Origin of the sequence: Mycobacterium sp. E183 (assembly GCF_001667735.1) — a bacterium.
Classification (GTDB): Bacteria; Actinomycetota; Actinomycetes; order Mycobacteriales; family Mycobacteriaceae; genus Mycobacterium.
In genome coordinates this window covers 60,485-80,230 of sequence record NZ_LZJN01000184.1, presented here as the reverse complement: position 1 = coordinate 80,230, position 19,746 = coordinate 60,485, and the positions used below count along the sequence as shown (strand labels likewise).

Sequence of the window (19,746 nt, the reverse complement as noted above, 5' to 3'; positions counted from 1 at the left end):
ATGGGTTGACGGCTCAGTGCGGCGGTTCGATCGGCAGAGCCGGGCCGCCGTAGGGGGTGGGAATGGTGTAGCGACCCTGCGGGATCGGATCGGTTCGACGGCCCAGGTCGGCACCCGGCGGGGGACCGGCGGTGTCGTCGCCGCCCGGCCGCGGGGCGTTCTTGGCTCCCCGGATCGAGACCGCGGGGTCGTCGTCGCGGCAGTAGGTGTACACGAACGGCTCGTAGTAGTCGGCGGCGGAGGAGGCGTGCGACGGCGTCCCGTAGTCGCACACATAGCGCGGGTAGAGGTCGGCCGTCGCCCAGACCCCGTGATCGTGAAATGCGCTCGCCACCGCGTCCAACACGGACCCACGGTAGTCGGGGAACAGCGCGTTGAGCGCCGGAACCCGTAGATAGAGCAGCTGCGACATGGTCGCCATGCTGCCCAGCAGCTGCACCATCGTGTCGGAATTGTCGGCGAACAGGTTGTCGACCGCGGAAAGCGTGCGCGGGGTTTGCCCGGTCAAGCGGCGATAGCCGGCCTGCATCCTGGCCACGCCCGTCAGCGTTCGGTCGAGTTCCGTTGCGGCAGCGCCCAGTCCGGCGTTCTTGTCGCTCGCCAGGGTGAGCACCACCCGGCTGGTCTTGATGATGCTGGTGGTTTGGGGCAGCACCGAATCGAGCGTGGAGAGCAGAAACGTGCCGCCGTCGACGATGGCGGTCAGCTTCGCCGGGCCCTCCTTGCTCAGGCTGAGTTCCTTCTTGATCAACTCGACCTTGTGGGGGTCGACCTGGGCCAGCAGCCCGTCGGCGTCGCCGAGCAGCTGCGCCAAGCTGACCGGAACGGTGGCGCGGTCGGAGGTGATGAGGCTGCCGTCGTGCAGGTACGGCCCGGCGTCCGAGGTGGCCTCGAAGTTGATGTACTGCTCGCCGGCCGGCGACAGCGCCGACACGTGCACCACGCTGTTCGCCGGTATCCGAACGTTCGACGTGATGCTGGCGATGGCGTTCACGCCGTTATCGGTGATCCGCAGCGACTCGACCCGGCCGACGCGCACCCCCCGCAGCGCGACATCCTGGTTGGGCAGCAAGCCGCCGGATTCCGGCAACTGCACGGTGACGCGGTAGGTCGATGCGAAAGGTTTCACCCGCAACGCTCCGATGAGCAGGTAGGCGGTGGCGACGACCAGAATGAGCGCCAATCCGGCCACCGACAGCCAGACCTGTTGCCGGTGACCGGTACGCACCGCCCGGACGATGGCGTTCGCGACGTTGTCGACGGTGCGGATCATGGTCGCGGTCCCGGCGGTGGTGGTGCCGGCGGCGATGGTGCTGGCGGGGGTCCGGGGGCGACGTCGATTTGGCCGGGGATGTTCGGGTCCGGAACCACCGGAACCTGTGGCGAATTCGGCCCGCGGCCGACCACCCGTTCTTGCAGACGCCACAGGGTGTACTTCAGGGTGCCGACGAGCAGGTTCACGTTGTAGTGGTGCGGCCCGTGCAGTCCGATGTCACCGGGGAACCCGATATCGGGAAGCGATCCGAGCATGATCTTGTCCACGCCCACGTTCACCGAAATCGAGTTGCCCGCGGTCGACTTGACCAACGGCGGAATCAGCCGGTTGAGCGCCAGCCAGCTGGTATCCGGGCTCATCGCAACGTCATTGGCAGCCCCGGCGACCGTGTTCAGGTCGCGGATGATGCTGCGGCCGCTGGTGTCGGTCCCGCCGATCGACGGGAACCGGGCCAGCAGCCGGGAGGTGTCGCCCACCTGGATCGCGACGTCGGAGAGCTGGGCGGTGTTGTCGGCCAGCGCCGAAGTGGCGGGACCGGCGGCCGCCATCAGCTCGCTGATGGTTTGGTTCTTGGCGTCGAGTTCGTCGGCCAGGTGCGACAATTGGGTCAACGCGGTCGAGATCTGGCCGGAACGCGAGTCCAGCGTCCCGAGCAGCTCGTTGGACTTGCGGATCATGTCCCCGAACGCCTGGCCCTGGTCACCGGTCGCCTTGCCGAAACCGTTGATGATGTTGGTGAAATTGCGCACCGCCCCGCCGTTCACCAGGATCGCCGCCGAACTCAACACCGACTCGACCGTCGCGGCGGCCGCCGTCGAGTCCAGGCCGATGGTGTCGCCGTCCTTCAACAGTGGCGCCTCCGGATCACCGGCCGCCGGCGGCTTCAGGGCGACGAACACGTCGCCCAGCGGTGTCGCGGTTCGCAATTCGGCGGTGCTGCCCCGCGGCAGTTGCACGCCGTCCCTGATGCGCAACCGGGTGACCGCGGTGTAGTTGCGCGCGACCATCGACTCGAGCTGCCCCACGTCGGCGCCGGCGAGTTTCACCTTGGCGTTCATCGGCAGGTTGAGCGCGTTGGAGAACACGGCGTTCAGCGAGTAACCGCCCGAGCCCAGGCCCGGGGCCGGAAGGGGCAGGCTGGCAAGGCCGTTCGTGGCGCATCCGGCGGTCACCAGCGCCGCGGCCGCCGCCGCCAGCATGCCCCGGGGGACCGCGGTCATCATTTCTGCCCCATGGCGGCCATGCCGTCCAGCACATAGGTCAACCCGAAATCGGGGCCGAAGTCCTGTATCGTCCCGGTGCTGCAGCCCAGTTGCCGAAGGCCCATCAGGTTGCAGATCTCTTTGGTGTACTGGCTGTCGAAGAGCAACCGATCCGTCAGAAACCGCGCCCGGACGCTGCCGTTGGCCCGGTCGATCATGTTGTAGGCGTTGTCGGCCACCAACGGAGCCAGGTCCAGGAGTTCGGCCAGGTCGCGTCGCTGGTCGGTCACCGTCTGCAGCGTGGCGTTGCCGTTTCGGGCGGTCTGCTTGATGTTGTCGCGGTTGGCGTCGAGCAGGTCGCCGGCCCGTTGGATCAGTTCGTCGAGTTTGCGTCCCGTGGTGCCGCTGCCGAGGTCCTCGTCGGCCATGATCTGGCTGACTTGGTGGATGGTGGAGGCGAATTCCCGCAACTTGGTGTCGTTGGCGGCCACCGCGTCGAACAGGGAGCTGATGTTCTTCACGATCGTGGTGATCTGCTCGCGGGTCGCCGCGCCACCGTCGCTGGACAATCGCAGCGCCTTGGACAGCTCGCCGAGCGCCGCCTTGATCCTTTCCCCGTTGCCGTTGACGACCTGGGTGCCGCCGTTGAGCACGTCGGCGACCGGCCCGCCGCCGCGGCCGTCGCCCTCGAGCGACTTGGTCACTTTGTCCAAAACGTTGAGGACGCTGCTGAATTCGACGGGCGTCTTGGTGCGCGGCAACCCGATGGTGTCGTGGTTCTCCAGCGTCGGTCCGCCGTGATAGGGCGGTGTGAGTTCGATCTGGCGGTCGGTGAGGATGGAGGTTGACACCGTGACGGCCTGCGCGGTGGCGGGAACCTTGACGTGGCGGTCGACGGTGAATTCGACTTCGACGTAGCCGCCCTTGGCGGTGATCTTGGTGATCTTGCCGACCGGCATGCCCAGCACAGCCACCTCGTTGCCCTCGTAGAGGCCTGAGGCGCTGTCGAACTGGGCGGTCACGGTAATCGCGTCCTCGTCGGACCCCAGACACCACCAACCGATGCCGGCGGCCGCGGCGATCACCGCGAGGGCCGCGATGACGGCCACCGATTTCGACGCGAGCGATTTCACTTGCAATCCTTGAAGTACTGGATCATGCCGAACTGCTTGGCGCGGCCGCTGATTGCGCACATCCACGAGTCGATCAGCGGGACGTTGGGGGCGTTGAAGTTGATCGCGTTTCCGTCACCCGTGAGGTTGGCCGCCTCGCGGAAGAAGATCGGGCTGGTTTGCAGCATGCTGTGCAGCAGGTCGTCGTGCCCGGACATCAGGTTGGTGAAGTCGCGCATGTCCTTGATCAGCGCGTCCAGGGCCGGCCGGTCGTTGACCACGACCTGGCTCATGGTGTCGACGAGGCTCGACAGGGATTGCATCATCGCGTGGAAAACGGCTCGCCGCGCGACGAACTGGCCCAGCAGGTCTTGGCCCTGGTTGACCAGGGTGCCGATGTCGGCCTGCTGACGCCGCAGCGTGTTGGTCACCTGTTCGGTGCTGCGCAGCAGCTGGCCCAGCTGGTCACGTCGCAGCGCGATGATCGACGAGAGCGTGTGGATGTTCGAAATCGCTTGCGGCACAACCGCAGGCAGTCCTTCGAGCTGCTTGCCGAGCACTGCGAGCGACTGCGCGAACCGGTCGGAGTCGACCTGTTCGAAAGTGGTGGTGGCGTCCTGCAGCGCGGCTTGCAGGTCGTAGGGCACCTCGGTGTGTGCCAGGTCGAAGGTGTTGTTGGGCAGGTGCGCCGCGCCGGCGGGTTCCAGCGAGAGGTACCGCGAACCCAGGATGGTGGTGACCTTGATCTGCGCCCGGGAATCCTTGCCGAGCGCGATGTTGTCCCGAATCTTCAGCCCCGCCTCGACGTGGTCGCCGACGAGTTTCATGCTGGTGACGTTGCCCACCGGGATGCCTGCGACCACGATCGGGTTGCCGGCCCGCAGCGAGGCGGCTTGCAGGAACTCGGCGGTGTAGTGCCGATATCCGGCGCCGAGCGCGTGCACGAGCAGCATCACCCCGATGATCACCGCGACCACCGCGACGGCGATGAACCCGAGCAGGGTTTTGTTGTAGCTTTCCAGCGGTCGTTTCCTCATCCGCCGCCACACCGACGCGTCAGCCATCCGCCGTGCTCCTGCATCTGGGGCTGTGCCACGCCTTGTTGCCCGGGGTCGCGGCGTTGACGATGATCGGCACCACGTCGTTGAGGCCGGGGAAGAACCCCATGAAGTTCACGTCGCACACGTAGGCGTTGCCGTAGGCGCCCTGGTTGCCGACCCGGGCGAGCCCCTTGAGCAGCAGCGGAATGTTGTCGCCGAAGAACGCCACCTGCGGTTCGACCTCCATGATGTGTTTGGTGGCACCGGGCTGGCGGTCGATGAACTCGCGCAGCGCCGGGTACACGTCCGTCGCCGCGGTCGACAGCCGGTCGGTCACCCGGGCCAACGAACCGACCGAGGCCACCAGGTCGGGGCGCCGGACGTCGAGCTCGCCCACGACGCCGCGGGTCTGGGTGATCACCCCGTCGAGGTTGTCGTTCTGCTGGGCCAGGTTGGCCATCACCTTGTTGAGATTGGTGATCACGCTGCCGAGGGCCTGGTCCCGGCCCGCGAATGTCTCTGTGAGCGTTGAGGTCTGGCCGACCAGCGTGGTCAGCGACGACGTGTCGCCTTGCAGCGAGGCGATGATGCCCTTGGTGAGGTTGTCGGCGTCGTGGGGGTTCAGCAGGCTGAACAACGGTTCGTAGCCGTTCAGCAGCGTGGTGACGTCGAAGGAGGGCTCGGTGCGTTCCAGGGGAATCGTGCTACCCGGTGGGAGCTGCTGCGGGCTGCCGTCCCTGCCCAGGGACAGCCCGAGGTAACGCTGGCCGACGATGTTCTGATAGGTGACCGACGCGAGGGTGTTTCCGAACAGCCGTTGTTCCTGCTGCACCACGAACGAGACCTTCGCGAGATTCCCCTCGAGCTCGATCTTTTCGACCCGGCCGACGCGCACGCCGGCCATCCGGACGTCGTCGCCTTCGCGCAACCCGTAGACGTCGCTGAAGACCGCCGAATACGTGGCGGTGTTGCCGGCCACGTCACGGCGCAGGCTGACGTACACCAGCCACGTCAAGGTCAGCGAGACGACCATGAACAGGGTCAACGCGACGAGCGGGCCTCGAAACCTCATTTGGCCTCCCCGGGCGGATGAGCCGGCGGATGGGTGATGGACACCGTCGTGCCGCGGGCGACCGGGCCCAGCAGCAGCTCGGTGGCGGCGGTCGCAGGCTCGCCGGTGATCACGCCCAACATGTTCCGTTCGTACTGGCTCCCAACGGGTCCCACGTTCCCGCCGAACGACGCCTGCGGGATCCACGGTGCCTTTGGCGCCACCGGTGCGACCCACGGTTCGTGGGGCTGCGGCGTGGCGGGCGCCCCCGGCGACGGGTTGTCGGGGTTCGCACTCCCGGGCACTGGCGGTGACGGCGTGATCCCCGCGGGCAGTGGGGGATTGGGATCGGACAGGTTGGGGTTCGGGTTGATCAGCGGCGGACCCACGGCGACGAGATTTCCGTCCGGGCCGATCACCGTGCCCGGGGGCGGGGCCAGATCCTTGGGCGGTTGATAGTTCTGCGGCAGCAGGACGTCGGGAAGGTCGGGCCGCACCGGTATCAGCGGTGCGGTGAAACAGCTGGGTCCCTTCAGCTCGCCGTAATGGGGGCAGTCGGCGCGGGTGTAGGTGGAACTGGGGGTGAACGTCAGCATCGCGCGCATGTTGCCGAGGTTGGTGACCGGGTTCCAGACCTGCTCCATGAACTGGTTGGCCAGGTTGTCCAGCTTGGCGACCGCGGGCACAAAGTTATTGGACTTCTGCGCCAGCACACCGAGCACGGGCGTGAAATCGGTTGTGATCCCTATGAGTTGGTCGATATGGTTGCCCAACGACTGGCGCGTGGTGCCGACCGTGTAGTCGGCGCCCGACAGCAACGCGGCCAGCTGACCGCGCGTCTCGGCGAAGGTCCGCATCGGCTCGACGGCCTGGTGCAGCGCGTCGAGCAAATCGGGGGCGGTCTGCGCCAGCCCCCGAGTCGCATCCAGCAACGCGGACACCGTCGAGGGGCCGGCGTCGGTGCTGACAATCGAATTGAGCTGGTCGAGAAGGCGATTCAATTGCGCGCCGGCGTTCAGGAGGCTGACGCGGCGGTGATCGGTGGCGGCGCCCAGCGCGGCCAGGATCCCCACCGACCGGTCGTCCCGGTCGCGGCCCGCCGCGGCGAGCAGGTCGCGCAACTTCGTCACGGTCGTCTGGAACAACACCGTCGGAAGCCGCTTGTCCTCCGGAATATGCGCCCCGTCGCGGATCGTTGCCGCTGGGCGCTCCCGGTTCGGGGAGCCCACCAACTGAACCGACGACACGGCGAAGACATTGCTGGGCACCACGCGCGCGGTCACGTTGGCCGGGATCGAGCCGGCGAATTCTTCCTTGAGGTCGATGTGGACGTAGTTGGGGTTGCCGTGCGCCGCGGGCACGACGCCGTCGACCATGCCGACCAGCACACCGTGGTATTTGACGTCCGACCTCTGCGGCAAGCCATCGCCCACGTTCACCAGATCGGCGACCACGCGGACGTAATCGTTGAGTCTGCCAGTGGATTTGACCAACATCGCGGTGGTGAGCAGCGCGCTGACCACCACGACCGCGATGCCGATGCCGAACAGCTGCCGGTCGGACGGGCCGCGCCCGTCCAGCTCAAAGGAGTTCGGCATGTTCCCCCGACCTACCCGCCGAACCGTGCGCCGGAGTCGACGCCCCAAAGCGCCATGGTGAGCAGCATGTTCACGATGATCACGACGGTGATGCTGGCCCGCATGCCGTGGCCCGCGGCGACCCCGACGCCCTCCGGTCCGCCGCCGGCGTAGTACCCGTAGTAGCACTGGATCGTGGAGGCGATCCAGACGAAGATGACGGCCTTGATCAGGGAATAGACGATGTCCTGCCCCGCCAGCATCAACGTGAAGTAATGCAGGTAGGAACCGGTCGAGCCACCGCTGCCCAGTCCCACCACCACTTGGGTGCTCAGGTAGCCGATCGCCAGGCATGCGGCGTACAGCGGGACGATCGCCACCACCGAGGCGATCAGCCGGGTGGTGACGAGGTACGGAATCGGCCGGATCGCAATCGATTCCATGGCATCGATCTCTTCGGCGATGCGCATGGAGCCCAGTTGGGCGGTGAAGCGGCAGCCGCCCTGCATGGCGAAGGCCAGCGATGCCATCAGCGGGGCCAGCTCGCGGGTGTTGACCAACGACGAGACGAAACCGGTGGCGGGCCCCAGGCCGAGCAGGTCCAGGAAGTTGTAGCCCTCGATTCCCACGAGCGCCCCGACCGTCATGCCGAGCACGACGGCCACGCCGGCGGTGCCGCCGCCCACCACGATCGAGCCGTTGCCCCAGGTGATGTTCGACAGCAACCGCAGGAACTCGCCCCGGTACTGGCGCAGGGCAAGCGGGACCGCGACGAGCGCGCGGACGAAGAAGACCAGCAGGTGCCCGAGCCGAATGATCGGCACTTTGCCCCGTCGGTAGAGCCGGACGAGCGGGACCGAAATCGGTGCCAACGGTTGATAAGCGGACGCCGTCATGTCACAGCCCCGTCCTGGGGGACAACATGATGTAGAGCTGGCTGATGGCGACGTTGACAATCATCAGTAGCAGGATGGCCTCGACGACCGCCGCGTTCACCGAGTTTGCGACGCCCGTAGGTCCGCCCTTGGTGGACAAGCCTTTCTGGCTCGACACGATGGCCACGATGGCGCCGAACACGACCGCCTTGACCAGCGCCAGGATCATGTCGTCGGTCGTCGCGAAGGAGGCGAACGTCGACACGAAGCTGCCCGGCGCCCCGTTCTGGAAGTACACGTTGAACATGTAGCTCGCGAAGAATCCGGCGAAGCACACGACTCCGGTGAGGGCCACGCCGATCATCACCGCGGCGGCCAACCGGGGGACCACCAGACGACGGATCACCGAGACGCCCATCACCTCCATCGCGTCGTTCTCTTCGCGCATCGTTCGCGAGCCCAGATCGGCGGTGATGGCCGACCCGACCGCCGACGCCATCAGCACCGCGGCCACCAGCGATGCTCCCTGCCGGATGACCGCCAGGCCGCTGGCGGCCCCGGCCAGCGACGTGGCCCCAACCTGGCCGGCCAGCAGTGCGAACTGGATGGACAGCGTGACGCTGATCGGCAGTGACACCAGGATGGTCGGCAACACCGCGGTGCCTGCCATGAATGCGCCCTGGCGGACGAACTCCTGCCACTGAAATCGCCCGGTCATCAGGTCGAAGAAGAAATACTGTGCCGTGCGCACGCCCAAGACGAACTGTTCGCCCACCGTGGTCAGCGACGCGACCGGGTGGCGCTTGACGTACCCGACCGACCAGTTCCGGATCGCGACGACACCATCGAGTTGCGTCGTCATAGCGGCGTGACCCAAAGCCCGCACAGCAAACTTATGGCAACCGTCATCGACTATCAGCTACCGCTTCCATCGGCCCTCTCCCCACCCCTGAATTCCTGAGTGCCGAGCAGACGACTTCCGACGCCGTCGAAGCCAATTCTTATTAAAATAATGTCAACAGGCGCCCAAGACTCTGCAGCTCATCGGTGTGTGCCGCATCACGTTAGCCTACTTGATAGCGACTTTCAATAGTGTAGAGTCACTCATCTGAGTTCGTCGCTGGACAGCGCCGCGGGGTTCCAATGTCGGATTGACGAAGGTGAAGGCATGCCCTCAGCAAACACCGGCTCGTTGCGGGACCGGCGTCGTGCTGAGCTAGTTTCGCAGATCCAGCAGACCGCCCAGCGGCTTTTCGCCGAACGCGGCTTCGACGCCGTGACGACCGAGGAGATCGCCTCGGCGGCCGGCGTATCGATCAGCACCTATTTCCGGTACGCACCCACCAAGGAGAGCCTGCTCGTCGGTCCCGTCCGGGAGGCCAGCGCCGAGATCGTCGAGTCCTACAGCGCGAGACCACCGGACGAGTCACCGGTCGAGGCGTTGATTCGGCTGTTCGTCGCGCGCGCCCAAGAGGTCATCGAAGTCCAGACGCTGGACACTTGGCGCCAGGCCGTCGCCACCGCCCCGCGGTTGCTGAGCCAATCGGTGCTGGTCACCGAGATCGAACACCGCGAATTCGTCGAGCAAGTGGCGTCCCGCATGGGCGTCGACGCGGCGGCAGACGTCCGGCCCGCGCTGTTGGTGCACACCAGCTTGGCCACGGCCAAATTCGTCATCGACCGCTGGCTCACCCAGCCCCCCGACGGCCCGGAGTTTCACGTTCAGCTCGAAGAGGCGCTGCGCATGACGCTCGCCGGGTTCGACTGACCGGCGGCGCAAAACGTCACCGGCGGAAACCGCCGTGACTTTGCTCGCCGCCGCGTGAAACAATCGCTGGCCGTGAAGACGTTTGAGGATCTGTTCGCCGAGTTGGGCGAGCGCGCCCGTAGCCGGCCGGCCGGCAGCGCGACGGTTGCCGCCCTGGACGGTGGCATCCACGGGTTGGGCAAGAAGATCCTCGAAGAGGCCGGCGAGGTATGGCTCGCCGCCGAACACGAACCCGACGAGGCGCTGGCCGAGGAGATCAGCCAGTTGCTCTACTGGACGCAGGTGTTGATGATCGCGCGTGGCCTGTCGCTCGACGACGTCTACCGGAAGCTCTGACGATGTTGCGGGTCGCGGTTCCCAACAAGGGCACGCTGAGCGAGCCGGCCAGCGAGATTCTCGCGGAGGCGGGCTACCGTCGTCGCACCGACTCCAAGGACCTCACCGTCATCGACCCGGTCAACCAGGTCGAGTTCTTCTTCCTGCGGCCCAAAGACATTGCGATCTATGTGGGTTCGGGGCAGCTCGATTTCGGCATCACCGGACGCGATCTGGTCCGCGACTCGGACGCGCCGGTGCGCGAGAGGCTGGCCTTGGGTTTCGGGTCGTCGAGTTTTCGCTACGCCGGCCCGGCCGGGCGTGAGTGGACGACGGCGGACCTGGCCGGTAAGCGGATCGCGACCGCGTACCCCCATCTGGTGCGAAAAGATCTGGCGGAACGCGGCATTGAAGCGACCGTCATCCGACTCGACGGGGCGGTGGAGATTTCGGTGCAGCTCGGCGTGGCCGACGCCATCGCCGACGTAGTCGGCTCCGGGCGCACGCTGAGCCTGCACGACCTGGTGGCCTTCGGCGATCCGCTGTGCGATTCGGAGGCGGTGCTGATCGAGGGCGCCGACCCGGACGGCCAGGGCGGCACGCGAGCGGCGCGCGATCAGCTGGTGGCGCGGATCCAGGGTGTGGTTTTCGGGCAGCAATACCTGATGCTCGACTATGACTGCCCGCGTTCCGTCCTGGAAAAGGCCACGGCGATCACGCCGGGTTTGGAGTCGCCGACCATCGCGCCGCTCGCCGATCCGGACTGGGTCGCGATCCGCGCGCTCGTGCCCCGCCGTGGCGTGAACGAGATCATGGACGAGCTGGCCGCCATCGGCGCCAAAGCCATTCTGGCTTCCGACATCAGGTTCTGCCGGTTCTGACCAACCGCTCGAGCGCCACTCTAGCGTGACGCTCGGCGCCGGCGGTCACGCTAGCGTGACGCTCGAGGCGGGTGCCGCGACCGCGGCTGTGTTAGCGTCCGCCTAGGGCTGTTTGCCCGTGTCACCCTCATGGGCCGTCATCCCTCACCATTGCCGGGCTGTTCGATCCCCAGGAGGGTCTTCGTGACACACGCGCTTATTCTGCTGCTGGCTTTACTGATTGGCGTCATCGCCGGGCTGCGTTCGCTGACGGCCCCCGCCGTGGTCGCCTGGGCGGCCTATCTTGGCTGGCTCGACCTGCATGGCACGTGGGCGTCGTGGATGGCCAACATCATCACGGTCATCGTCTTCACCGTTCTCGCGGTCGGCGAACTGGTCAACGACAAGCTGCCCAAGACGCCGGCCCGCACGGCGCCGCCGATCTTCGCCGCCAGGATCGTCATGGGCGGATTGGCGGGGGCTGCGCTCGGCGCCTGGCCGCACTGGACCTTCACCGCGCTCGGGGCCGGCGTCATCGGCGCGGTGCTCGGCACACTCGGCGGCTATCAGGCGCGCAAGCGGCTGGCCGCCGTGGCCGGAAGGGACCTGCCCATCGCGCTGCTCGAGGATGCGGTCGCGATCTTGGGCGGGTTCGCCATCGCCGCGGTGACGGGTCACGTGCTGACGGAATACATCCTGACGGCCGTTAAGTGACACAGCATTTCGACGCGATCATCGTCGGCGCCGGGCAGGCCGGGCCCCCGTTGGCCGGGCGGCTGACTGGGGCCGGGCAACGGGTTGCGCTGGTGGAGCGCAAACTGATCGGCGGCACATGCGTGAACACCGGATGCATCCCGACCAAGACCCTGGTCGCCAGCGCGTACGCTGCCCACCTCGCGCGCCGCGGTGCGGATTTCGGAGTGGCGACCGGACCGGTCAGCGTGGACATGGCGAAAGTCAAGGCACGCAAGGACGAAATCATGCTGGGCGACCGAAAGGGCGTCGAGGACTGGTTGGCGGGAATGGACGGTTGCACCGTCTTTCGTGGGCACGCAAGGTTCGAGGACCCGCACACGTTGCGTGTCGACTCCCGAGACGGGCAAGACGTGCTGCACGCCGACCGGATCTTCCTCAACGTCGGCGGTCGCGCGGTGGTGCCGGAAATCCCCGGGCTCTCCGACATCGAGTTCTTGACCAACGTCTCGATCCTCGAACTCGACACGCTGCCAAGCCACCTCGTCATTCTCGGCGGTAGCTACATCGCGCTGGAGTTCGCCCAGATGTACCGGCGCTTCGGCGCCCGGGTGACCGTCGTCGAGCGGGGTTCCCGGCTGGCATCCCGCGAGGACGAGGACGTGTCCGCCACCGTCCGCGACATCCTGGAGGGCGAGGACATCGACGTCATCGTCGGTGCGGATGACGTGCGAATCACCAAGAAGGACAATGGCTTTGAACTGACCCCGAGCGCCGGCGCCGCCCCGGTCGCCGGCAGTCACCTGCTGCTGGCCGTGGGCCGACGGCCCAACACCGACGACCTGGGCCTCGAGGCGGCCGGTGTGCAGACCGACGCCCGCGGCTACATCGTCGTCGACGACCAACTCAAGACGAACGTCGACCACATCTGGGCGATGGGAGACTGCAACGGCAAAGGCGCCTTCACCCACACCTCTTACAACGATTTCGAGATCGTCGCCGCCAACCTGCTCGACGACGACCCGCGCCGGGTCAGCGACCGCATCACCACCTACGCGCTCTACATCGACCCGCCGCTGGGGCGTGCCGGGATGACCGTTGACCAGGTACGTGCGTCGGGACGCAAGGCGCTGGTAGGCAAGCGTCCGATGACGCGGGTCGGCCGGGCGGTGGAAAAGGGTGAGACGCAAGGGTTTATGAAAGTCGTCGTGGATGCCGACACCCGGGAGATACTGGGAGCGGCCATCTTCGGCGTCGGCGGCGACGAGGCCGTTCACGAGATCCTGGACGTCATGTCGGCCAAAGCGCCCTACACGACGCTGGCTCGCACCATGCACATCCATCCCACCGTCAGCGAGCTCATTCCCACGATGCTGCAGGAGATGACGCCGCTGCACTAGTGGCGATCGCAAGCGCGGCGTTGGCCGGGCGCGGCGGGTCGCCACCATTGGCTAGTGGCGATCGCAAGCGCGGCGTTGGCCGGGCGCGGCGGGTCGCCACCGCCACCATTGGCTAGTGGCAGTCCCTACCGCGACGCCGGGGCGGGGCGACGCGAGCGGCGTCGCCTGTTGCGCGCCGCGCTCGCCCGGGGCGCACGAGTCGCCACCGGGGCCGGCGCGACGACCTCGCGTGGCGCCGGCTGGCCGGCCAGGGCGTGGATGACGGGGGAGGCCGCGGTTACCTGCTGGGGCACGGCGCGAATGGCAGCCTTGCGCATCATCGATTCGGCGTCCCGGCGTTGGTCGGGCAACACGATGGTGACCACGTCGCCGGAAGCGCCGGCGCGGGCCGTGCGGCCGGACCGGTGCAGGTAGGCCTTGTGCTCCGGCGGCGGGTCGACATGGACGACCAGCTCGATGTTGTCGACGTGCACGCCACGCGCGGCGATGTCCGTTGCCACAAGCACTCTCGCGTGACCGGCCGCGAACGCCGCCAGGTTTCGGTCGCGCACGTTCTGGGAAAGGTTGCCGTGCAACTCGACCGACGGGATGCCGGACTGCGTGAGTTGGCGGGCCAGCTTCCGGGCCTGATGCTTGGTCCGCATGAACAGGATTCGCCGGGATTCGCCCGAGGCCAACCGGTGCACCAGGTCCTTCTTGGCCTGGGGTCCGTCGACACAGAAGAGATGATGTGTCATCGCGGGAGTCACGGATGCCGGTTCGGCGACCGATCGCGTCACGGGGTCGCTGAGGAATCGCTTCACCAGGGTGTCGACCGCGGCATCGAGAGTGGCCGAGAACAGCATCCGCTGCCCGGCCGCCGGCGTGGCCGCCAAGATGCGGGTGACCGTGGGCAGGAAGCCCAGATCGGCCATGTGGTCGGCCTCGTCGATCACGGTCACCTGTACGGCGCTCAGCGTGACGATGCCCTGCTTCATCAGGTCGTCCAGCCGGCCCGGGCAGGCGACGACGATGTCGACGCCGGATTTCAGCGCCGCGGCCTGCCGGTGCTGCGGCACCCCGCCGAAGACGGTGGTCACGCGCAGACCCCGAACCGCGGCGAGCGGCGCGATGGTCGCGGCGATCTGCGTCGCGAGTTCGCGGGTGGGCGCCAACACCAGCCCGGTCGGCTTGCCCGGTCGGCGGTTACCCGCATCGAGTCGGCTCACCAGCGGGATCGAGAAGGCGAGCGTCTTGCCGCTACCGGTCTTGCCGCGGCCCAACACATCACGGCCGGCAAGCGTGTCCGGCAGGGTCTCGATCTGGATTGGGAACGGCCGGTGGGCGCCGCCCTTGGCGAGCGCGTCAACCAGCGGTGGGCTCACCCCGAGGTGCGCAAATGTTTTGTCTTCAAGCATGTTTCACTGTCCCTAAAGCGTCGGTGGTAGCGAGATTGCCCGTATGGCAACGTCGATCGCCGCGACTCGAGGCTGTGCGGAGCGCACCTAGTCATCTCGGACTCGGCGCCCCGCGGGGATCTGAGAGGAAATAACGAATCGATCACGACGTGCTGGCAAGCCATTTGGCGCCAACGTTGACAACAGCCTACCGCACTCGCCGATGAACTATTGCGTCCGGACGCTCAGGCCGCAATGACGCTCGTCACACCTACGGACGGGCTGCGATCACGCCGCCGGTTCGGTCGGCTGCGAAACGCCTTGTGACAGTGCGATATCCGGCCATCCGGGGTAGGTTGGCGGGGTTCCGCCGAACAACGGGCAGTACTGCTGGTGGGGGCACCAGTCACACAACCGCGACTGGCTGGGACGGAAATCGCCGGTCCGGCCTGCGGATTGGATGGCACGCCACATCGCCATCAGGGTCTTCTCGAAGCGCAGCAACTCGTCGTGGTCGGGCGAATAATCCAACACCTGCCCGTCCGCGAGGTAGATGAGCCGCAGCCGAGTGGGTGGTACGCCGCGCGTGCGCAGCAGGGCCACCGCGTAGAACTTCATCTGGAACATCGCCTTGAACTCGGCCAGGGCCCGCGCCGCCGGCGGGGCCTTGCCGGTCTTGTAATCGACCACCCGGGTCTCCCCGGTGGCGGCGAGGTCGATCCGGTCGATGAATCCGCGCAGCAGCGTGCCGTCGGCGAGCTCGACCTCCACGCGCTCCTCGCAGCACTGCGGATCGAAGCGCGTCGGGTCCTCGAGGCGGTAGTAACCGAAGAGCAGCGCCCGAGCCTCGGCGATCAGCTGGCCGCGCTGCTCGGTATCGAAGTCGCCGGCCAGGTCGGGCGTCGCGGCGATCACCTGTTCCCAGGCCGGCTCGACCAGCGCCAGCGCGGTGTCGGGGCCGCGCTGCGCGGCGGGCAGCCCGTACAGCTGCTGCAGCGCCGCGTGCACCACCGAGCCGCGCAGTTGTGCGGCCGACGGCGCCTCGGGCAACCGATCGATCGCCCGGAACCGGTAGAGCAACGGACACTGCTTGAAGTCCGCCGCCCTCGACGGGGACAGCGCCGGTTTCGACGCCGGTCTTGCAGCCGGCCGCGCGAGTGCCTGCGGCTGGTCGGTCATGTCCGCAGCGTAGAACCGGGTGCCGACAACCCCGAGCACCGCCCGCGGCGAGTCGGCTGGCACGCTAGACGGCGTGTCCGCAACCGGCCCGTTCACCGTCGGGGAACGCGTCCAACTCACCGACGCCAAAGGCCGGCACTACACGATGGCGCTCACCCCCGGCGCGGAGTTCCATACCCATCGCGGCTCGATCGCACACGACGCGTTGATCGGGCAGGAGCAGGGCACTGTGGTCAAGTCCAGCAACGGTGCGCCCTTCCTGGTGCTGCGCCCGCTGCTGGTCGACTACATCATGTCGATGCCCCGCGGCCCGCAGGTCATCTATCCCAAGGACGCCGCGCAGATCGTGCACGAAGGCGACATCTTCCCGGGCGCGCGCGTGCTGGAGGCCGGGGCCGGATCGGGGGCGCTGACCTGCTCGCTGCTGCGTGCGGTCGGACCCGACGGGCGGGTGGTCTCCTACGAGCAGCGCGCCGACCACGCCGAGCACGCCCGCCGCAACGTCTCGGTGTTCTACGGCCGGCCGCCCGACAACTGGGAGCTGATCGTCAGCGACGTCGCCGACTCCGATTGGCCCGACGGCTCGTTCGACCGCGCCGTGCTCGACATGCTCGCGCCGTGGGAGGTGCTCGACGCAGTCGCCCGGCTGCTGATCCCCGGCGGCGTGCTGATGGTCTACGTCGCCACCGTGACCCAGCTGTCGCGGGTCGTCGAGGCCCTGCGTGCCCAGCAGTGCTGGACCGAACCCCGGTCGTGGGAGACGCTGCAACGCGGCTGGAACGTCGTCGGTCTGGCCGTTCGGCCGCAGCACTCCATGCGCGGGCATACCGCGTTCCTGGTCTTCACGCGACGGCTCGCGCCCGGCGTCGTCGCGCCGGCGCCGTTGGGGCGCAAACGCGAGGGCCGCGACGGCTGACCGGGGCCTCAATCGTCGCTGCGCTGCAGGCCCCGTCGCACCGACAGCAGCTCGAACTCGGGGTGCCCGGCCACCAGCCGTTCGGCCGCATCGAGGACGTCGACGGCATGGCTTCGGTCGCCGGACACCGTGGCCACGCCGATGCCGGCGCGCCGATACAGCTCGTGCGAACCCGTCTCGGCCGCCGACACGCTGAACTTGCGTTGCAGCTCGGCGACGACGGGGCGGATCACCGACCGCTTCTGTTTGAGCGACCGGACATCGCCGAGCAGCACGTCGAACTCGAGCCAGCCGATCCACATGCCGCGGGTCAACCGGGTGGGCTCGGCGTCGGGCCGGGCTCGGGCGGCGGCGCGGGAGCCGGGGCGGGTTGCGGCGCAGGTGCGGGCGCAGGGGCAGGCTCGGGAGGCGGTGCCGGGTTGGGCGGCGGTGTCGCGGGTGACTTGCCCAGTGCCAACAGCATTTCGGCGGTTCGCCGAGATAACTGCCAACCGCCTTGGAACGGCGTGAATTCCATCGGGAAGTGGAAGCTGGCGTTGGGCCGCTGGGCGGTGTTGACGTCGATGTTGGCCACCACGTTGCCGGGGGTCTTGTCGGACCAGGCGATGTCGTGCGCGACGAAGGTCATCGGCAGGTAGCCGTTGTCGCGCAACGCGTTGGTGAACTTGTCCAACGTGTCCGCGCTCTCGGGGGTGGCGCCTTCGACCAAAGTCACCTTGTTGATACCGGGTACGTTCGGGTCGGCGAGCCGGGTCAAGATGTCGGTAAGGGCTTCAGGCGTCGGCAGCGGGGTAGTCGGAGGTACGACAACCGTGCTCGACGTGGCGGGGGCCGCCGCGGGCATGGAGGAGGCGATGCGGGGTTGCTGATGCGACGAACATCCCGAAATCCCGACCGCCGCCAAGACGGTGACGGCGCTCACTGCTGCGGACAGGTGTCGGCGCATCCAGTCGATCAGGCCGGTCGGGGGGTCGGGGCGCTTCCCGAAGTGGGCGCCCGCCGCGCGGTCGGGCCAACGGGTGCAACTGAACTCACACTCGCGGTCGCCACGCCGACGTCGGCGGTGCCGGTAAAGCCTGTGGCGAGGCTTTTTGCGGTCACGGCGGCCCTTTCGATCAGCGAGATTAGTGGCCGAGATTACCAGCGAGACGAAAATCTTAACTTTTCGTGGGTATTTGACTCCGCACATCATTGGTCAATCGCCGGTAGCTTTGAAGTATCCACCGCGCCAATTCGGTGTGGGAAAGGAGCGCAACATGGGTGGCTCAGAGCGTTCTGAATCATTCGGTACCCCCCGCGAGTCAGGCATGTCCAGCGGCGATGCTGCCGAATTGGAAGAATTACGCCGCGAGGCAGCGTTGCTGCGCGAGCAACTCGAGCATGCAGCGGGGGCGCAAGGCGGCGCCCGCTCTGCGCGTGATGTGCATCAGCTCGAAGCCCGGATCGACTCACTTGCGGCCCGCAACTCGAAGTTGATGGAGACGCTCAAAGAGGCGCGCCAGCAACTACTCGCGTTGCGTGAGGAAGTCGACCGGCTCGGGCAGCCGCCGAGTGGCTACGGCGTGTTGCTGGGCGCACACGAGGACGACACAGTCGACGTGTTCACCTCGGGCCGCAAGATGCGGCTGACGTGCTCGCCCAACATCGACGTCGGGTCGCTGCGGAAGGGCCAGACGGTCCGCCTCAACGAGGCGCTGACGGTCGTAGAGGCCGGCACCTACGAATCGGTCGGCGAGATCTCCACGTTGCGCGAACTGCTGGCCGACGGGCACCGGGCGTTGGTTGTCGGTCATGCCGACGAAGAACGCATCGTGTGGCTCGCCGAGCCGCTGGTGGCCGAGGACCTGCCGGAAGGGCATCCCGACGCGCTCAACGACGACACCAGGCCGCGCAAGTTGCGGCCTGGCGACTCGTTGCTGGTGGACACCAAGGCCGGCTACGCGTTCGAGCGCATTCCCAAGGCCGAGGTCGAAGACCTGGTGCTGGAAGAGGTGCCCGACGTCAGCTACTCCGACATCGGTGGTCTGACGCGCCAGATCGAGCAGATCCGCGACGCCGTGGAGCTGCCGTTCCTGCACAAGGAGCTGTATCGGGAGTACGCGCTGCGCCCGCCCAAGGGTGTGCTGCTGTACGGCCCGCCCGGTTGCGGGAAGACGCTGATCGCGAAGGCGGTGGCGAATTCGTTGGCCAAGAAGATGGCCGAGGTCCGTGGCGACGACGCGCGCGAGGCGAAGTCCTACTTCCTCAACATCAAGGGCCCCGAGCTGCTGAACAAGTTCGTCGGCGAGACCGAGCGCCACATCCGGCTGATCTTCCAGCGGGCCCGGGAGAAGGCGTCCGAGGGAACGCCCGTGATCGTGTTCTTCGACGAGATGGACTCGATCTTCCGCACCCGTGGTACCGGCGTCTCGTCGGACGTCGAGACCACCGTCGTCCCGCAGCTGCTGAGCGAGATCGACGGCGTCGAGGGTCTGGAGAACGTCATCGTGATCGGCGCCTCCAACCGCGAGGACATGATCGACCCCGCGATCCTGCGGCCCGGCCGTCTGGACGTGAAGATCAAGATCGAGCGTCCGGATGCCGAAGCGGCGCAAGACATCTTCTCGAAGTACCTGGTCGAGACCCTGCCGGTGCACGCCGACGACCTCGCCGAGTTCGGGGGCGACCGGTCGGCCTGCATCCACGCGATGATCGAAAAGGTCGTCGAGCGGATGTACGCCGAGATCGACGACAACCGGTTCCTGGAGGTCACCTACGCCAACGGTGACAAGGAAGTCATGTACTTCAAGGACTTCAACTCCGGGGCGATGATCCAGAACGTCGTCGACCGGGCGAAGAAGAACGCGATCAAGTCGGTGCTGGAGACCGGGCAACCGGGTCTGCGCATCCAGCACCTGCTCGACTCGATCGTCGACGAATTCGCCGAGAACGAGGACCTGCCCAACACCACCAACCCCGATGACTGGGCGCGGATTTCGGGCAAGAAGGGCGAGCGGATCGTCTACATCCGCACCCTGGTCACCGGCAAGAGCTCGAGCGCATCGCGGGCCATCGACACCGAATCCAACCTGGGCCAGTACCTGTAGGGCGCGCTTGCTCAGGGTTC

General features: G+C 67.1%; 19 protein-coding genes. 7 read left to right on the top strand and 12 right to left on the bottom strand.

Annotated elements, in window-relative coordinates:
* Window positions 1-13 precede the first annotated feature (13 nt).
* From A5691_RS21850 to A5691_RS21815, 8 genes are read right to left on the bottom strand one after another with little or no spacing between them, the layout of a single operon-like run.
* A complete protein-coding gene (locus tag A5691_RS21850) occupies window positions 14-1,273 on the bottom strand; it encodes an MlaD family protein (RefSeq protein WP_068017102.1) in 1,260 nt (419 codons plus the stop codon).
* Window positions 1,270-2,496: an MlaD family protein gene (locus A5691_RS21845; protein ID WP_156675629.1), complete on the bottom strand. Its 1,227-nt coding sequence runs from the start codon at window positions 2,494-2,496 to the stop codon at window positions 1,270-1,272. Before A5691_RS21845 ends, A5691_RS21850 begins: the two co-directional genes overlap by 4 nt.
* On the bottom strand, window positions 2,496-3,611 hold the full coding sequence (locus A5691_RS21840; RefSeq protein ID WP_067783700.1) for an MCE family protein: 1,116 nt from the start codon (window positions 3,609-3,611) through the stop codon (window positions 2,496-2,498). Before A5691_RS21840 ends, A5691_RS21845 begins: the two co-directional genes overlap by 1 nt.
* Window positions 3,608-4,654, bottom strand: coding sequence for an MCE family protein (locus A5691_RS21835; RefSeq protein WP_067783703.1), 1,047 nt, complete (start codon window positions 4,652-4,654; stop codon window positions 3,608-3,610). Before A5691_RS21835 ends, A5691_RS21840 begins: the two co-directional genes overlap by 4 nt.
* On the bottom strand, window positions 4,647-5,702 hold the full coding sequence (locus A5691_RS21830; RefSeq protein WP_067753875.1) for an MlaD family protein: 1,056 nt from the start codon (window positions 5,700-5,702) through the stop codon (window positions 4,647-4,649). The genes A5691_RS21835 and A5691_RS21830 overlap by 8 nt, the downstream gene beginning before the upstream one ends.
* A complete protein-coding gene (locus A5691_RS21825; RefSeq protein ID WP_067753872.1) occupies window positions 5,699-7,279 on the bottom strand; it encodes an MlaD family protein in 1,581 nt (526 codons plus the stop codon). Before A5691_RS21825 ends, A5691_RS21830 begins: the two co-directional genes overlap by 4 nt.
* 11 nt (window positions 7,280-7,290) lie before the next feature.
* On the bottom strand, window positions 7,291-8,154 hold the full coding sequence (locus A5691_RS21820; protein ID WP_067753869.1) for an ABC transporter permease: 864 nt from the start codon (window positions 8,152-8,154) through the stop codon (window positions 7,291-7,293).
* 1 nt (window position 8,155) lies between these two features.
* Window positions 8,156-8,995 (bottom strand): ABC transporter permease, encoded by an 840-nt coding sequence (locus tag A5691_RS21815; protein ID WP_067886796.1) that lies wholly within the window; start codon window positions 8,993-8,995, stop codon window positions 8,156-8,158.
* Window positions 8,996-9,301: 306 nt separating this feature from the next.
* Between A5691_RS21815 and A5691_RS21810 the strand changes: the two genes are divergently transcribed.
* The 5 genes from A5691_RS21810 to A5691_RS21790 all read left to right on the top strand — a co-directional run bounded on the left by A5691_RS21810 (window position 9,302) and on the right by A5691_RS21790 (window position 13,169).
* Window positions 9,302-9,901, top strand: coding sequence for a TetR family transcriptional regulator (locus A5691_RS21810; protein WP_067753863.1), 600 nt, complete (start codon window positions 9,302-9,304; stop codon window positions 9,899-9,901).
* A gap of 54 nt (window positions 9,902-9,955) precedes the next feature.
* Window positions 9,956-10,237, top strand: a complete 282-nt coding sequence (locus A5691_RS21805; RefSeq protein WP_067783712.1) for a phosphoribosyl-ATP diphosphatase — start codon at window positions 9,956-9,958, stop codon at window positions 10,235-10,237.
* 2 nt (window positions 10,238-10,239) lie between these two features.
* The gene (gene hisG / locus A5691_RS21800; protein ID WP_067886799.1) at window positions 10,240-11,097 is read left to right on the top strand and encodes an ATP phosphoribosyltransferase; all 858 of its coding nucleotides are present in this window, start codon (window positions 10,240-10,242) and stop codon (window positions 11,095-11,097) included.
* Window positions 11,098-11,280: 183 nt separating this feature from the next.
* A complete protein-coding gene (locus A5691_RS21795; RefSeq protein WP_068017099.1) occupies window positions 11,281-11,790 on the top strand; it encodes a DUF4126 domain-containing protein in 510 nt (169 codons plus the stop codon).
* Window positions 11,787-13,169, top strand: a complete 1,383-nt coding sequence (locus A5691_RS21790; RefSeq protein WP_068017096.1) for an FAD-containing oxidoreductase — start codon at window positions 11,787-11,789, stop codon at window positions 13,167-13,169. The genes A5691_RS21795 and A5691_RS21790 overlap by 4 nt, the downstream gene beginning before the upstream one ends.
* A gap of 125 nt (window positions 13,170-13,294) precedes the next feature.
* Here the strand turns inward: A5691_RS21790 and A5691_RS21785 are convergent, their stop codons facing one another.
* Window positions 13,295-14,566: a DEAD/DEAH box helicase gene (locus tag A5691_RS21785; RefSeq protein ID WP_067753848.1), complete on the bottom strand. Its 1,272-nt coding sequence runs from the start codon at window positions 14,564-14,566 to the stop codon at window positions 13,295-13,297.
* A 267-nt stretch (window positions 14,567-14,833) separates the two neighbouring features.
* The gene (locus A5691_RS21780) at window positions 14,834-15,724 is read right to left on the bottom strand and encodes a RecB family exonuclease (protein WP_067886818.1); all 891 of its coding nucleotides are present in this window, start codon (window positions 15,722-15,724) and stop codon (window positions 14,834-14,836) included.
* Window positions 15,725-15,797: 73 nt separating this feature from the next.
* On the opposite strand from A5691_RS21780, the gene trmI reads away from it, so the two are divergent.
* Window positions 15,798-16,640 (top strand): tRNA (adenine(58)-N(1))-methyltransferase TrmI, encoded by an 843-nt coding sequence (gene trmI, locus A5691_RS21775; protein WP_067753845.1) that lies wholly within the window; start codon window positions 15,798-15,800, stop codon window positions 16,638-16,640.
* Between the two features lie 8 nt (window positions 16,641-16,648).
* Here the strand turns inward: trmI and A5691_RS21770 are convergent, their stop codons facing one another.
* Window positions 16,649-16,942, bottom strand: a complete 294-nt coding sequence (locus A5691_RS21770) for a DUF503 domain-containing protein (protein WP_067783723.1) — start codon at window positions 16,940-16,942, stop codon at window positions 16,649-16,651.
* Window positions 16,943-16,950: 8 nt separating this feature from the next.
* Window positions 16,951-17,586: a hypothetical protein gene (locus A5691_RS21765; RefSeq protein WP_067783726.1), complete on the bottom strand. Its 636-nt coding sequence runs from the start codon at window positions 17,584-17,586 to the stop codon at window positions 16,951-16,953.
* Between the two features lie 310 nt (window positions 17,587-17,896).
* Here A5691_RS21765 and arc point away from each other — a divergent pair, with 310 nt between their 5' ends.
* Window positions 17,897-19,726 carry a proteasome ATPase gene (arc, locus tag A5691_RS21760; RefSeq protein ID WP_068017111.1) on the top strand — a complete coding sequence of 610 codons (1,830 nt, stop codon included), beginning with the start codon at window positions 17,897-17,899 and terminating at the stop codon, window positions 19,724-19,726.
* Window positions 19,727-19,746: the final 20 nt, after the last annotated feature.

Excerpts from the sequence above, each read along its gene's own strand:
- A5691_RS21850 (WP_068017102.1), bottom strand. The coding sequence starts at position 1,273 with ATGATCCGCACCGTCGACAACGTCGCGAACGCCATCGTCCGGGCGGTG.
- A5691_RS21845 (WP_156675629.1), bottom strand. The coding sequence starts at position 2,496 with ATGACCGCGGTCCCCCGGGGCATGCTGGCGGCGGCGGCCGCGGCGCTG.
- A5691_RS21835 (WP_067783703.1), bottom strand. The coding sequence starts at position 4,654 with ATGGCTGACGCGTCGGTGTGGCGGCGGATGAGGAAACGACCGCTGGAA.
- A5691_RS21830 (WP_067753875.1), bottom strand. The coding sequence starts at position 5,702 with ATGAGGTTTCGAGGCCCGCTCGTCGCGTTGACCCTGTTCATGGTCGTC.
- A5691_RS21825 (WP_067753872.1), bottom strand. The coding sequence starts at position 7,279 with ATGCCGAACTCCTTTGAGCTGGACGGGCGCGGCCCGTCCGACCGGCAG.
- A5691_RS21820 (WP_067753869.1), bottom strand. The coding sequence starts at position 8,154 with ATGACGGCGTCCGCTTATCAACCGTTGGCACCGATTTCGGTCCCGCTC.
- A5691_RS21815 (WP_067886796.1), bottom strand. The coding sequence starts at position 8,995 with ATGACGACGCAACTCGATGGTGTCGTCGCGATCCGGAACTGGTCGGTC.
- A5691_RS21810 (WP_067753863.1), top strand. The coding sequence starts at position 9,302 with ATGCCCTCAGCAAACACCGGCTCGTTGCGGGACCGGCGTCGTGCTGAG.
- hisG (WP_067886799.1), top strand. The coding sequence starts at position 10,240 with ATGTTGCGGGTCGCGGTTCCCAACAAGGGCACGCTGAGCGAGCCGGCC.
- A5691_RS21785 (WP_067753848.1), bottom strand. The coding sequence starts at position 14,566 with ATGCTTGAAGACAAAACATTTGCGCACCTCGGGGTGAGCCCACCGCTG.
- A5691_RS21780 (WP_067886818.1), bottom strand. The coding sequence starts at position 15,724 with ATGACCGACCAGCCGCAGGCACTCGCGCGGCCGGCTGCAAGACCGGCG.
- A5691_RS21770 (WP_067783723.1), bottom strand. The coding sequence starts at position 16,942 with ATGTGGATCGGCTGGCTCGAGTTCGACGTGCTGCTCGGCGATGTCCGG.
- A5691_RS21765 (WP_067783726.1), bottom strand. The coding sequence starts at position 17,586 with ATGCGCCGACACCTGTCCGCAGCAGTGAGCGCCGTCACCGTCTTGGCG.
- arc (WP_068017111.1), top strand. The coding sequence starts at position 17,897 with ATGGGTGGCTCAGAGCGTTCTGAATCATTCGGTACCCCCCGCGAGTCA.